The sequence below is a fragment of the Klebsiella sp. RC2 genome, assembly GCF_014192815.1.
GTDB classification, from domain to species: Bacteria; Pseudomonadota; Gammaproteobacteria; order Enterobacterales; family Enterobacteriaceae; genus Klebsiella; species Klebsiella variicola.
Map to the genome: position 1 here is coordinate 489,055 of NZ_JACHYL010000002.1, position 13,224 is coordinate 502,278.

Consider the following 13,224-nt stretch of genomic DNA (forward strand, 5'->3'; position numbering starts at 1 on the left):
AAAAAGTATTAGCCCGCGCAATCACCTGCATTTCCCTGCAAGGGCCGTATTTCTCCACGCCATCACAATAAACAGAAAGCCGTCTTTATCCGTTAAATAAACACGGAAAAAGTCAAAAATAAAACCACAAAATAAAAAGGTATATTTTGCATCATGAAATATTTTCAGGTTCCCGATGGCAAAATAACATTTTTCTCTGGCGTTTCTGCGATATAACATTCCCGGCATAACTTAGACTTATTTTGTATTTGAGGTGGCGAGGTGCTTCTTGTCATGCTACCGGTCCGCAACCACCTTCATCACAGGATCATAATAACAATGTCGCAGAAGAGAAAATTATTGCCTGCCGCGCTGGGACTGCTTTCCCTTGCCTCGCTGAGCGTCACTGCCGCAGACGCCCTCTCCTTACAGGGAAAAACCATTGGCGTTGCCGTTGTCGGCACTCAGCATTTCTGGGATCGCGAGGCCTTTAAGGGTGCGACAGAGGAAGTGGAGAAACTGGGGGGCAAAGTCATTGGCGTTGATGGCGGTCGCGATAATCAGGTGCATGCCAATAATCACGATATTTTACTGTCACGCAAGGTGGACGCGGTAATTAGTATTCTCGGCGACAGCGCCGTCGAACCAAAATTTAAAGCATTGCGTGATGCTGGTATCCCGGTATTTACCGTGGATCATGTTTCTCAATATTCGGTCAACAATACCACCTCCGATAACTACACCTTAGGCTCGACCATCGGCCGCTACATGGCGGATGAATTAGGCGGCAAAGGCAACGTCGCCGTATTTAACGCGTTCTCCAGCGCGCTGCGTATTTGCGGAATTCGCTACGATCAGTGGAAATATGTCCTTAAGGATTATCCGGATATTCATATTATCCAGCCTGAGCTCGCGGAACAGTTCGCCAACTCGCCGGAAGACGCGCGGAAGAAAACCCTCGAATTACTCAGCCAGTATCCGAAAGGCAAACTGGACGCCATCCATGTCGCCTGCTGGGATCAACCGGCCATCGGTATCGTCCAGGCACTGGAAGAGACCGGCCGTGATAAGGACGTGAAAGTGACGGCCATCGACGCCGGTCCGGAGACGCTGGAGATCATGGCAGAGCCCGGCAGTCCGTTTGTGGCTAACGTCGCGCAGCAGCCGCATCTGATTGGCCAGACCTCCGCCGACAACGTGGCCCGCTACTTTGCCGGTCAGAAACTGCCGGTGCAAACCTTTATCCCGGTGATACCGGTGAAAGGTCCGCAGGAGGCGAAAGCGGTGTATAAACAGTTGGGATACGGCGAACTGCAGTGATAAATCAACACCCTGGCGGGGAGCGCCCCGCCGCGGGTCTGGTCATGGACCAGATCGGCAAACGTTTTGCCAGCGTTACGGCGCTTAATTCAGTCACCCTGCGCCTCAATCCGGGGGAAATTCATGGCCTGATTGGCGAGAACGGCGCCGGTAAATCGACGCTGATTAAAATCCTCGCCGGCGTCTATCAGGCTGACAGCGGCAGCGCGACCCTCGACGGTCACCCGCTGCCCCTCGGCAATCCGGCAGCCATTGAAGCCGCCGGCATTCGCGTCATTCACCAGGAGCTTAACCTGATCCCGCACTTTACCGTCGCGGAATCGGTGTTTCTCGGCCAGGAGTATCGCACCCGCTGGGGGGCGCTGGATCGCCGACGGATGAAGGCCGCCACGGCGCAATTTTTCCAGCAAAACTGGCAACTGGCGATCGACCCCGAACGGCTGGTGCGCGACCTGAGCCTGGCCGAGCGCAAGCTGGTGCAGATTGCCCGCGCGCTGATCGACGGCGCGGCGCGGCTGGTGGTGTTCGACGAGCCCACCGCCCCCCTGGAGGCGCAGGAGGCCAGTCTGGTCTCCTCCGCCATCCTTCGCCTGCGCGACCAGGGCATTGCCATTCTGTATATTTCCCACTACCTCAATGAGATAGCTACCCTCTGCGACCGCGGCACCGTGCTGCGTAACGGGGAAGTGGTCGGTTACCCGGACCGCGACCTGCTGCAGAATACCGAGGCGCTGATCGCCATGATGGTCGGCCGGGAAATCGACCAGCTGTATACCCCGCGCCAGCACCCGGCGGCAGACACCGGGGCGGCCCCGCTGCTCTCGGTGCGCCAGCTGAGCGACGGGCGGCAGCTGCAGGATCTCTCTTTTGATATTCAGCCGGGCGAAATCGTCGGCGTCGCCGGCCTGCTGGGCGCCGGACGCGATGTGCTGGTCGACTTACTCTACGGCTTACGCCCGGCAGAACGCGGTACGATCCACCTCGACGGCCAGCCGCGGCGCATTCGTACGCCGAAGCAGGCGATCCGCGCCGGCATGGCGCTGGTGCCACGCGACCGCCGCCATCAGGGGCTGATCCTGCCCTTCACCACCGCCGACAATATTAATCTCGCCTCACTGCCGGAGACCGCTACCTTTGGCTGGGAGCGGCGGGGTATCGCCGAGCAGAAAGCGCGCGACTGGATAGAACAGCTGGCGATCCGCCCGGGACGCCCGGCGCTGCCGGTACGCTACATGAGCGGCGGCAACCAGCAAAAAGCGATCCTCGCCCGCTGGCTCGGCACCGATGCCCGGCTGTTTATTCTCGATGAACCCACCCTTGGGGTCGATATCGGCGCCCGTCGCGATATTTATCAACGGACGCGCCAGCTGGCCGATAAAGGACGGGCGGTGCTGGTCTCCTCCAGCGACGCCCCCGAACTGCTCGGACTATGCGACCGGATCCTGGTCCTCTGGCGCGGCACGCTGGCGGCCAATCTGCCCACCCGCGGGCTAACGCTGGACGCCCTGCTGGTGGCGATCAACGGCGGACAGGAGCCTTCACTATGAGTACCGCTATCCAGCGTCGCGGCCGTCCGGGCCTGGCGACGCTGATTGAAAAATTTCCCCTGATCCTGTTTCTGGCGCTGCTGGTATGGCTGAGCGTACAGTCTCCCTACTTTCTCAGCTGGCAAAATATCAGCCTGATGCTGGTCCAGAGCGTTCCGCTGGCGATCCTCTGTTTCGGCCTGGTCTGCGTTATCGCCGTGGGCGGGGATGACGTGGTCTCCGGCGGCATCGACCTCTCCCTGCCGGCGACGGCGGTGCTCGGCGTCGCGCTGCTCAGTCTCGGGCTGGCCGAATGGCACACGCCGTATCTCCTGCTGCTGGCGCTGCTGGCGGCGGTTTGCCTGCTCTGCGGGGCGATCAACGGCTTCCTGGTGCTGGCGGCCGGCCTGCCGCCGCTGCTGGCCACCCTCTCGACCTCCGTGGCGTTTACCGGCCTGACAGATCTGTTGACCGGCCAGCGACGCATCGCGGTCAGCGATCCGCTGATGGTCGCTTTTCGCGATAACAGCGTGCTGGGCCTGCCCTGGCCGCTGATTTATTTGCTGGGGGTGTTTATCCTGTTCCAGTTCCTGCTCCACCACTCCCGCTTCGGCCAGCATGTGCAGGCGGTGGGCGGCAACCGCGATATGGCGCAGATGAGCGGCCTGAACGTGCGCCGCTTGACCCTGCTGGTCTGGCTGTTAGCGGGCATTGCCGCCGGGCTGGCTATTCTGCCGCTGCTCAGCCAGGGCTCCGGCAGCTCCAGCGGGACGGCCACGCCGCTGCTGCTGGAAACCGTGCTGGCGACCTTTATCGGCGCCGCCTTCTCGCGCCGTCGGGTGGTCACCATCTGGGGGGCGCTGCTGGGGGCAATTCTGGTCAACGCCCTCTCTAACGGGCTCGGCCTGCTGGGAGTCAATATCTTCTGGATGGGCGCCATTAAAGGCGGCCTGATCCTGGTGGTGCTGGCGGCATCGGCGGTCAGACACAAAGGAGGCGAGGCATGAGCCAAATCACCCTGAAAACCCCTGCCCCGACAGAACAGACGGCCAGCAGCCCGCTGGCCTGGCTATCGCGGGCCGGATTTGGCGTCATCACCCTGCTGGCCATCGCCCTGTTTGGCTGGGCGAATCCGGTATTTTTAACCGTGGATAACTGGGCCAACCTGCTGCAGGGCAGCGCGATCCTGCTGATTGTGGCGATGGCGATGACCCTGATCGTCAGCGCCGGGGCGATTGATCTGTCGGTGGGCGTTGCGCTCGATTTCGGCGCCGCCTTCGCCCTCGTCGCCCTGAAAACCTGGCATCTGCCGTGGCAGGCCGCGGTGGGCTGCGCCCTGCTTGGCGGCGTGCTGATTGGCCTGCTCAATGCCTTTCTGATCCTCATCTGCCGGATCCGGCCCTTCCTCGCCACGCTCGGCACCTGGTTTATCGCCAGCAGCGCCGAGCGCATCTATACCGACGGCGGCGGCGCGATAGCTTATCGGCGGATGGCCCCGGAATATCACGACCTGGCGGTGGGCAACCTTGGCGGGATCCCCACGCCGGTGGTGATTGTGCTGGCGCTGTGGCTGGTGGCATGGCTGGTCACCGAGCGCACGCTGTGGGGCAAATATGTCCGCGCCATCGGCCAGAACAGCGAAGCGGCGCGTATCGCCGGGATCCGCGATCGCCTGACCATGCTCGGCGTGCTGGTGGCCGCCTCGGCGCTCTGCGCCATCGGCGGGGTGATCCTCTCCGCCAACCTGCGGCAGTTTACTCCCCTGGCCGGGCAGTCTTACCTGATGGACGCCATTGCGGCGGTATTTATCGGCACCGCCTTTAACCGTCTGGGCCGGGTCAGCATCCTCGGCACCCTCGGCGGCGTGCTGTTCCTTGCCATTATTGATAATGGCCTGAACCTGATGGGGCTCAATTATCTGGTGAAGGACGCGCTGGTCGGCGTGATTCTGGTGGTGGCCCTCGCCCTTTCTTTCTGGCAGGCGCGCCTGCGCCAAACGCATCGCTAAACGGGAGAACGATGGCAACCTTTGACGCCGTGTTTGTCGGCCTGACTATTCTGGATATCGCCGGGCGCCCGGTGGTGGCGATCCCGCCGCGCGGCGGCGTCGCCTTTATTGAGCAAATTCGCCTCAACCCCGCCGGCACCGCCGCCGGGGCCAATATTAACGCCGCGAAGCTGGGGATCCGCACCGCAGCGGTGGCCTGCCTGGGTGAAGATGAAAAGGCCGACTTTATCCTCGCCAGCTATGCCCGGCTGGGCATCGACTGCTCGCTTATCCAGCGCACCGCGCTGAAAGAGACCTCGGCGACGATCCTGCCGATTCGCCCCAACGGCGAGCGTCCGGCCCTGCATTGCCGGGGCGCATCCGACGCCCTGTTCGTCAGTGAAACGGAATTTGACGCCGTCCTCGACTGTCGTTTCCTGCATCACGGCGGGACCGGACTGCTGGCGGCAATGGACCAGGGACAGAGCGCGCGGCTGTTGCAGGCGGCTAAAGCACGCGGAGTCACCACCAGCTTTGACCTTATCGCCCCGAATGAAGACACCCTCGAACTACTGCGGCCCCTGTTGCCGTCGGTGGATTATTTCATGCCTTCGCTGGAGGAAGCCGCCTTTCTCTCCGGCGAGACGCAGCCGGAGGCCATCGGCCGCTTCTTCCTGGCACTCGGTGTGGGCACCTGCATTCTGAAAGACGGCGAGAACGGTTCCTGGCTTATCCGTCGAGATGGCGCGCTGGAGCATATTGCGCCGTGGCCGGTCGAGGCAGTGGATACCACCGGCTGCGGCGACAGCTACTGCGGCGGGTTTATTGCCGCGCTGGCGCGCGGACTCAGCGTGAAAGCAGCGTGTGACGTCGCCTCGGCGGTGGCCGCGCTGGTGGCGACCGGGATGGGATCGGATGCCGGGGTAGTGGACTGGGAACAGACCCAGGCTTTTATGGCGGCCCATCGCCCCTGACGATGGACCCGCGCCGCCGCAGCGGCGCAAGCGGCTTAACGCCACTGGTACAGCAGCGGCTCCCCGGCGACATAGCGCTGAAGATCGGCGGCAATCATCGCCGTGTGTTTGGCGATACTCTCCCGGGTGGCTCCGGCGATATGCGGCGTGATAATCACGTTATCGAACTCGATAACAAAAGGATGATCTCGCCACAGCGGTTCGCGGTGATAGACATCCAGCGCCGCGCCGCCCAGCGGGCCGTGGCGCAGGGCATCAATTAGTGCCGCCTCGTCGACCACCGCCGCGCGAGAGGTATTGATCAGCAGCGCGCCGGGCTTCATGCTGTTTAACAGCGCCGCATTCACCAGCCCGTCACTGTGCGGCCCGCTGCTCAGGTGCAGGCTGACGATATCCGCCTCGCGGAACAACGCCTCCAGGGTCGTTTTCTGTAGCCCTGGCTCATTGATATCCTCTGCGGCGACGAACGGATCCACCACCAACACCGCCATGCCGAACGCCCGGGCGATACGCGCCACCCGGCGGCCAATGTTGCCATACCCCACCAGCCCCAGCGTTTTATTGCGCAGTTCACTGCCTTTAAACACTTCATAGGGGCTTTCCGGGCTCACGTCCCAGACCACATCCCGCCGCAGACCCTGCTGGGTGGCGGCGGCGGCATTGTCAGCCTGCGTGAATTCCCCCCGCTTCAGCGCCGCATGGGATTGCGGAATATGGCGCGCCAGGCTGAGCATCAGCCCAAGCGTCAGCTCCGCGGCGGCATCGGCATTGCGCCCCGGGGTGTAGAGCACCCGGATGCCGCGCGCCTGCGCAGCCTGGGTATCAATATTCACCGGATTCGCGCGGGTGCAGGCGATCACCTGCAGGCGCGGACAGGCGGCCATTACCGCGTCCGTCACCTCATCATAGCTGGTTACCAGCACCTCGGCGTCATGGGCCAGCTCAATCAGCTGACCGGCGCTGAGTTTCGGTTTGCCCAGCGCCCATCCCTCCACCAGCAGCTCGCCCAGCTGGTGGAAGGCGCTAAGGTCGCCAGCATGCTCGGCGGTAAAAACGATTTTCATGGTTGTCGGTCCTGAGAAAAAGATTGAAGGGCGGCCTGTCTGGCCTGCCATACCGGCAGCATCTGCTCACGCAGCAGGCGGTAAACGGGATACAGCGCCGCGTAGCGGGCATGCGCCTGAGGGCGCGGCTGATAGCGGGTCTGCGCCAGCGGAGGCGTCTCGGCCAGCGCCGCGACGCTGCGGGCCGCCAGAATCGCCGCGCCGCGCGCGCTCAGTTCGTTAAATGCGCTGGAGACCACCGTACGCCCGGTACAGTCGGCGATAATCTGCAGCCAGGTCGCCGAGGCTGCGCCGCCGCCGGTCAGATACAGCTCGCCGCCCTGCGGATAACCCTGTAGCGCATCGACAATGGCGAAGGCCAGGCCTTCAAACACCGCGCGCTGCAGTTCGGCGCGGGTGGTGTGCGGGCTAATGCCGAAAAAGCCGGCCCGCGCGTCCGGGCTGTAAAACGGCGCACGTTCGCCATTGAGGTACGGCTGCCAGAAGACGCCGCCGCTGCCTGGCTCCACCTCCGCGATCGCCTGCTCCAGCCGATCCAGATCGGCGTCCAGCGAAATATGCTGCTGCAGCCAGTCAATGTTTGGCGTACCGGCCTGCATCGGAAACAGCGAGATCACCTGCCCGGCTTCGGTATGGGTGACAAAGCGCGTCGCCTCGTTCACCGTCTGCGGGCCGCGGCAGACGATCCCGGTGCAGCAGGTAGTGCCGAGGATCGTGTAGATATCCCCTTCGTTGACCGCGCCGCAGCCCAGCGCGGCGCTACAGACATCCAGCGCCCCGGCGGCCACCGGCGTCGCGGCGGGCAGCCCGGTCAGCGCCGCCACCGCATCGCTCAGCGTGCCGGCCGGAGCATCCGGGGCCAGCAGCGGGGGAAACAGCGGCAGCAGTTCGTTCAGCCCCATCTCGTTCATCACCACCGAGGACCAGCTGCCGGTCTGCTGATTGAGTAACGAGCTGCTGGCGTCCGTCAACTCCAGCGCCGCCACGCCGGTCAGGCGAAAGCGGATCCAGTCCTTGGCGAAAAACAGATAGCGCGCGGCCGCCAGCCGCGCCGGCTGATAGTGTTTCAGCCAGTACAGCTGCAGGCTGGTATTGCAGGGCTGCAGGTGGGTGCCGGTATCGGCGAAATAGCGGCGGTCGAAGCCGGGTCGGCGCAGCAGGTCGCTCATCAGCTCGTGGCTGCGGGTATCGCTCCACAGGATCCCCGGGCCCACCGGTTCGCCCTGCTCATCGCTGAGCCAGACCCCCTCCCCTTGCCCGGCGAGGCCGATGGCCCGCAGCCGCCCCGCCTGTAGCGCCGGGTGGCGGGCAATCTGGCGCAGAATAGCCAGCACCGAATGCCACAGCTGGGTCATATCCTGTTCCGCGTAGCCATTGGCCGACAGGCGGGGTGAGGTGTTTTCCGCGGCGCTGGCGCAGGCGGTGAAATGCTGATCAAACAGCACCGCTTTCACCCGCGAGGTGCCGATATCGATCCCAAGATAAAAATCCATACCTGCTCCGGCTCAGGGCTCGTAGCGGCGGCGCATCAGCTCGCACTCGAACAGGAACTCCAGCCCCTCCAGTTGACGGCGGGCCTCCTGAATATCTTTCCCCCAGCAGGTCAGGCCGTGGCCGCGCAGCAGAAAGCCGTAGCGCAGCGGGCGCGTTTGCGCATAATCGGCAATCCGCGCCGCCAGGGCGTCAATATCCTGGTCATTATCAAAGATGGCGACCGGAACAGTATCGAGATGGCTGTGCTGCCCGCTAAGGGTTTTCTGCATTTCATACCCCTGCAGCGCCAGCGTGTCGCTTTTTTCGATGCGCGACAGCACGGTGGCGTTGACGGTATGCACATGCAGCACCACGTTGGATTCCGGGAACAGGCGATACACCAGGGTGTGCAGGCCGGTCTCGGCCGACGGCTTCCGTCCGGAAGGCGCCTGGTTGGTGGCGATCTCAACCTGTAGAAAATCCTCGGTCGTCAGGCTGCCTTTGTCGCGGCCCGACTCGCTTAGCCAGCACCAGGTGTCATCCTGACGCACCGACATATTGCCGCCGGTCGCCGGCGCCCAGCCTTTCGCGCCGATCCAATGACAGGTGGTGACCAGTTGCGCGAGTCTTTCTTGCCACATAGCAGTTCCTTAGGTTAGCGATGATTTATTTAGCCGTCTAAATGGCTATTTATCCGATACTAACACCGCTAACCGGAGGGGACAATATTTCAGGAAACACACACAAGACAAATGGTTATATCATAAATGCATATTAAATAACCCTTATTCACAGTGATTTAACCAACCGTTTTCAGTACACCGCTATTCTCCACTACTCTCTGGCCAAAAACTGGCGGATCGCCCTGGCTGAAATTCTCCTCCTGCGCCAGGGATGCGCTCACCGCCCTCCTCTGCCCTGGACTGGTGCAAAACATGGCAGGATGCCCACTAAAATGGCATCTCCTCCTCTTTACCCCATCATTACTGTGCACTGTGCACACCCTGTGATATTCCCCGTGCCCGGTTTTTCCTGGCACATCTCTTGCTACTTCCGGCTATCACCGCCCATCTACCAGCCAGAGGTTCCAGGATGTCAAACAGCAATGATTTTCCCCTCGTCGAAGCGCCCGCCGCCGGACGCAAAGGCGTATTTTCCATCGCCATGGTGTTGTTCAGCTTTACCTTTTTCACCGGCACGATGTTTGCCGGCGGCAAACTCGGCGTCTCCTTTTCCATCGTCAATCTGCTGTGGATAGCCGTCATCGGCAACGCCTTGCTGGCCCTCTATGCCGCGTCGCTGGGCTGGATCGCCGCGCGCAGCGGCCTGAATACGGTGCTGATGGGCCGGTTCTGCTTCGGGGAGATCGGCAGCAAGCTGGCCGACTTTATTCTTGGCTTTGCCGAACTGGGCTGGTACGCCTGGGGGACCGCCACGGTCGCTATCTCGCTGGTGAAGATCCTCGCCCTGCCCGAGGCGCTGACCCAGCCGTTGATGGTGCTGTTTGGTATTTTGTTCTGCGTCACCGCGCTGGTGGGCTACAAGGGACTGGACGCGCTGTCGCGCCTGTCGGTGCCATTGATGTTTGTGCTGCTGATGGTCTCCATGTATCTGGCGCTGCACCACGCCGGCGGCTGGCAGGCGATGACCCATATTGCCCCGAGCGACACCATGACCTGGTCGGCGGCCATCACCATGGTCTTCGGCACTTTCGCCAGCGGCGCCACCCAGGCGACAAACTGGACCCGGCTGGCTAACTCCAGCCGGACCGCCATTCTCGCCAGCATGGGCAGCTTCCTCATCGGCAACGGGCTGATGATCGTCGCCGGCGCCTGGTGCGCCATCGTTTATCAACAGGCCGATATTATGGAAGTTCTGATCCTGCAGGGGCTGTCGGTCGCCGCGGTGATCATGCTGTGTCTCAACCTGCTGACCATTCAGGGGCCCACCATCTATAACGTCTCCGCCGCCGCCTGCCATCTGCTGCGCAGCGAACGTCGCCGGACGCTAACCATCGCCGCCGCCGGGGTGGGCATTGTGCTCGCTATTGGCGGTATGTATGAAATGCTGATCCCGTTCCTCGTGCTGCTGGGCAGTATTATTCCGCCCATTGGCGGGGTGATCCTCGCCGACTACTGGTTCGCCCGCGGCGGGCGCTATCCCCTGCTGCAGAACGCCCGCCTGCCGCGTTTTAACTGGCTGGGACTCGGCGCCTACGCCGCCGGCGCGGTGGTGGCCTATCTGTCACCGTGGATCGCGCCGCTGGTGGGGATCACCGTCTCCGCGCTGGTCTATATCGTCCTGTGCCTGCTAAGCAAACGCCAGCCTGCCGCCGTCGCGGAGCAGGAGCCATGAGCCTGACGGTCAGCGAACTGCTGGCCCTTGAGGGACTCTCCGCCCTGCGTCTGCGGGCGGGAAAGCAAGGGCTGCAGCGGGCCGTACGCTGGTACTACGTGGCGGAAAATGAACATATCGCCGAGTGGATCATGGGCGGCGAGCTGGTCTTTATTACCGGCATCAACCATCCCCGTGATGAAGCCAACCTGATCCAGTTGCTGATGGAGGGAAAACAGCGCGGCATCGCCGGGATGGTGATCCTCACCGGCGAGGCCTATATCCACGCCATTCCCGCCACGCTGATCGCCCTTGCCGACGAGCTGGGCATTCCGCTGATTGAGCAGCCCTACCTGCTGAAGATGGTAATTGTCACCGAGCGCATCGGCACCGCGCTGGTCCGCAGTGAAAACGCCCTGCAGTCACAGCGCGACATTCTGATGCAGCTGGTCACCGGCGACTATCCGGATCTGCAGATGCTCCATCAGCGCGCCCTCCATCAGCAGCTCGATTTTACCCGTCCGCTGCGGCTGGCGGCGCTGCGTCTGGAGGGGCTGTCCCGCCTGTTTCGCCAGTTCCCGCCCGAGCAGGCCGAAGCCTGGCTGCTGCAGGCCCACCGCAGCGTGCGTCAGCAGCTGCAGCAGCAGCTCAACCAGCAGGGCAACCCCTTCCCGCTGCTGGAGCGCAGCAACATGTTCCTTTTCCTGCTGCCGGATGAGGAGGGGGAAGGCTTTCAGCAGAAAAAATGGCTGCAGCAGTGGCTGCAGGCGCTGGCGGACGGAGAGGAGGGTTTGTCGCTGCTCTGCGGCCTCTCCGCGCCGGTCAGGCAGCTGCAGGGTTACCCGCGGGCGCTGTCGCAGGCGCGCCAGGCGCTGGATCTGTGCGATACCCTGCGGCCGACCCAGCGTATCAGCGACTATCAGCAGTTGGGGTTTATCAAATTGCTGTCCGCGGTCAGCGACCCGGCGCTGCTCAACGATTTTATGCACGACACCCTGGGCTGCCTGATCGAGCCGGGCCGCAAAGCGCCATGGCTGCTGCTGGAGACCCTCGAGACGCTGCTGCAGGAGAACGGCAACGTGGTGCGGGCCGCCGACCGGCTGGGCCTGCATCGCAACACATTGCATCAGCGCATCCAGCGTATTGAAAAACTGACCGGCTACCCGGTCAGCCACCCCCAGTTTCATCTCAACGCCTCGGTCGCGCTGGTGATCTGGCGTTTATCGCAAAACCATTTACAGGACCCACCATGAAAATTATTAACGCTCGCCTGCGCCGCCAGGAGGCGCTGTTTACTCTTGACCTGCAGGACGGGATGATTCACCGCATCTCCGCCCAGGCCGCGATGCAGAGTGCCGACGCCGGGGATATCGACGCCCAGGGCCGGCTGGCGATCCCGCCCTTCGTCGAGCCGCATATCCATCTTGACGCCACCCTCACCGCGGGCGAGCCGGAGTGGAACCGCAGCGGCACCCTGTTTGAAGGCATCACCCGTTGGAGCCAGCGCAAAGCGAGTATTACCCCGGAGGACACCCGCCAGCGGGCGCTGAAAACCATCGGCATGCTGCGCGACTTCGGCGTCCAGCACGTCCGGACCCATGTGGATGTCACCGATCCGTCGCTGGCGGCCCTGAAGGCGCTGCTGGCGGTGAAACAAGAGGCCGCCGATCTTATCGATCTGCAGATTGTCGCCTTCCCGCAGGAGGGAATCGAATCGTACCCCGACGGCCGCGGACTCATGACCCGCGCCATCGAGATGGGCGCCGACGTGGTGGGCGGCATTCCGCACTATGAGAACACCCGCGACAAAGGGGTCAGCTCGGTGATGTTTTTGATGGACCTCGCCCAGCGTTACGGCCGCCTGGTGGATGTCCACTGCGATGAAATCGACGATCCGCAATCGCGTTTCCTTGAAGTACTGGCGGAGGAGGCGCGGGTGCGCGGCATGGGGGCGCAGGTCACCGCCAGCCACACCTGCGCGATGGGCTCTTATGATAACGCCTACTGCTCAAAGCTGTTTCGTCTGCTGAAAGCCTCGGGCATCAACTTCATCTCCTGCCCGACCGAAAGCATTCATCTGCAGGGCCGGTTTGACAGCTGGCCGAAACGGCGCGGCGTCACCCGGGTGGCGGAGCTGGATCGCGCCGGCATCAACGTCTGCTTTGCCCAGGACTCGATTCAGGATCCGTGGTACCCGCTGGGGAACGGCAATATCCTGCGCATTCTGGATGCCGGGCTGCACATCTGCCATATGCTCGGCTATGACGATCTGCAGCGCTGCCTCGACTTCGTCACCGACAACAGCGCCCGGGCGCTGTGTCTGGGCGATAACTACGGCCTCGCCGAAGGCCGCCCGGCGAACCTGCTGATCCTCGATGCGGAAAACGACTACGAGGCCGTCCGTCGTCAGGCACGGGTGCTGACCTCCATTCGCCACGGCAAGGTGATTTTGCAGCGTGAGGTGGAGCACATCCGATACCCGGCATAGGGCGCAAGGCGCTGCGCGACGACGCCTTTCTGTGATACCTTTTCAGGCAGTGTGCGTGACCGACGCCCGCCCGGGCGTC

The 13,224-nt window shown here is 62.7% G+C and carries 11 protein-coding genes; 8 read left to right on the plus strand and 3 right to left on the minus strand.

The window, feature by feature from the left end:
- The first annotated feature begins 318 nt into the window (after positions 1-318).
- From FHW76_RS07250 to FHW76_RS07270, 5 genes are read left to right on the plus strand one after another with little or no spacing between them, the layout of a single operon-like run.
- A complete protein-coding gene (locus FHW76_RS07250; RefSeq protein ID WP_008805613.1) occupies positions 319-1,299 on the plus strand; it encodes a sugar ABC transporter substrate-binding protein in 981 nt (326 codons plus the stop codon).
- A gap of 44 nt (positions 1,300-1,343) precedes the next feature.
- Positions 1,344-2,846, plus strand: coding sequence for a sugar ABC transporter ATP-binding protein (locus tag FHW76_RS07255; protein WP_072125391.1), 1,503 nt, complete (start codon positions 1,344-1,346; stop codon positions 2,844-2,846).
- Positions 2,843-3,832 carry an ABC transporter permease gene (locus FHW76_RS07260; protein ID WP_008805611.1) on the plus strand — a complete coding sequence of 330 codons (990 nt, stop codon included), beginning with the start codon at positions 2,843-2,845 and terminating at the stop codon, positions 3,830-3,832. The genes FHW76_RS07255 and FHW76_RS07260 overlap by 4 nt, the downstream gene beginning before the upstream one ends.
- Positions 3,829-4,833, plus strand: a complete 1,005-nt coding sequence (locus FHW76_RS07265) for an ABC transporter permease (protein WP_064166090.1) — start codon at positions 3,829-3,831, stop codon at positions 4,831-4,833. The genes FHW76_RS07260 and FHW76_RS07265 overlap by 4 nt, the downstream gene beginning before the upstream one ends.
- A gap of 11 nt (positions 4,834-4,844) precedes the next feature.
- A complete protein-coding gene (locus FHW76_RS07270) occupies positions 4,845-5,786 on the plus strand; it encodes a carbohydrate kinase family protein (RefSeq protein ID WP_008805609.1) in 942 nt (313 codons plus the stop codon).
- A 35-nt stretch (positions 5,787-5,821) separates the two neighbouring features.
- Here FHW76_RS07270 and FHW76_RS07275 read toward each other — a convergent pair whose 3' ends face one another.
- Genes FHW76_RS07275 through FHW76_RS07285 form a run of 3 tightly spaced genes read right to left on the minus strand, consistent with a single transcriptional unit; the run spans position 5,822 to position 8,964 of the window.
- Positions 5,822-6,850, minus strand: coding sequence for a 2-hydroxyacid dehydrogenase (locus FHW76_RS07275; protein WP_002894255.1), 1,029 nt, complete (start codon positions 6,848-6,850; stop codon positions 5,822-5,824).
- Complete coding sequence (locus FHW76_RS07280) at positions 6,847-8,343, minus strand: FGGY-family carbohydrate kinase (RefSeq protein ID WP_023339779.1); 1,497 nt, start codon at positions 8,341-8,343, stop codon at positions 6,847-6,849. Before FHW76_RS07280 ends, FHW76_RS07275 begins: the two co-directional genes overlap by 4 nt.
- Before the next feature lie 12 nt (positions 8,344-8,355).
- Positions 8,356-8,964 (minus strand): methylthioribulose 1-phosphate dehydratase, encoded by a 609-nt coding sequence (locus FHW76_RS07285; RefSeq protein WP_050887523.1) that lies wholly within the window; start codon positions 8,962-8,964, stop codon positions 8,356-8,358.
- A 451-nt stretch (positions 8,965-9,415) separates the two neighbouring features.
- Between FHW76_RS07285 and codB the strand changes: the two genes are divergently transcribed.
- The 3 genes from codB to codA are packed head-to-tail and all read left to right on the plus strand — an operon-like array spanning position 9,416 to position 13,145.
- Positions 9,416-10,678, plus strand: a complete 1,263-nt coding sequence (gene codB, locus FHW76_RS07290; protein WP_183476510.1) for a cytosine permease — start codon at positions 9,416-9,418, stop codon at positions 10,676-10,678.
- Complete coding sequence (locus FHW76_RS07295) at positions 10,675-11,910, plus strand: PucR family transcriptional regulator ligand-binding domain-containing protein (RefSeq protein ID WP_012542475.1); 1,236 nt, start codon at positions 10,675-10,677, stop codon at positions 11,908-11,910. The genes codB and FHW76_RS07295 overlap by 4 nt, the downstream gene beginning before the upstream one ends.
- Positions 11,907-13,145 carry a cytosine deaminase gene (gene codA / locus FHW76_RS07300; protein ID WP_008805604.1) on the plus strand — a complete coding sequence of 413 codons (1,239 nt, stop codon included), beginning with the start codon at positions 11,907-11,909 and terminating at the stop codon, positions 13,143-13,145. Before FHW76_RS07295 ends, codA begins: the two co-directional genes overlap by 4 nt.
- Positions 13,146-13,224: the final 79 nt, after the last annotated feature.

What these genes read in the sequence shown, in the direction of transcription:
- FHW76_RS07250 (WP_008805613.1), top strand. Translation starts at nt 319, where the DNA reads ATGTCGCAGAAGAGAAAATTATTGCCTGCCGCGCTGGGACTGCTTTCC.
- FHW76_RS07255 (WP_072125391.1), top strand. Translation starts at nt 1,344, where the DNA reads ATGGACCAGATCGGCAAACGTTTTGCCAGCGTTACGGCGCTTAATTCA.
- FHW76_RS07260 (WP_008805611.1), top strand. Translation starts at nt 2,843, where the DNA reads ATGAGTACCGCTATCCAGCGTCGCGGCCGTCCGGGCCTGGCGACGCTG.
- FHW76_RS07265 (WP_064166090.1), top strand. Translation starts at nt 3,829, where the DNA reads ATGAGCCAAATCACCCTGAAAACCCCTGCCCCGACAGAACAGACGGCC.
- FHW76_RS07270 (WP_008805609.1), top strand. Translation starts at nt 4,845, where the DNA reads ATGGCAACCTTTGACGCCGTGTTTGTCGGCCTGACTATTCTGGATATC.
- FHW76_RS07275 (WP_002894255.1), bottom strand. Translation starts at nt 6,850, where the DNA reads ATGAAAATCGTTTTTACCGCCGAGCATGCTGGCGACCTTAGCGCCTTC.
- FHW76_RS07280 (WP_023339779.1), bottom strand. Translation starts at nt 8,343, where the DNA reads ATGGATTTTTATCTTGGGATCGATATCGGCACCTCGCGGGTGAAAGCG.
- FHW76_RS07285 (WP_050887523.1), bottom strand. Translation starts at nt 8,964, where the DNA reads ATGTGGCAAGAAAGACTCGCGCAACTGGTCACCACCTGTCATTGGATC.
- codB (WP_183476510.1), top strand. Translation starts at nt 9,416, where the DNA reads ATGTCAAACAGCAATGATTTTCCCCTCGTCGAAGCGCCCGCCGCCGGA.
- FHW76_RS07295 (WP_012542475.1), top strand. Translation starts at nt 10,675, where the DNA reads ATGAGCCTGACGGTCAGCGAACTGCTGGCCCTTGAGGGACTCTCCGCC.
- codA (WP_008805604.1), top strand. Translation starts at nt 11,907, where the DNA reads ATGAAAATTATTAACGCTCGCCTGCGCCGCCAGGAGGCGCTGTTTACT.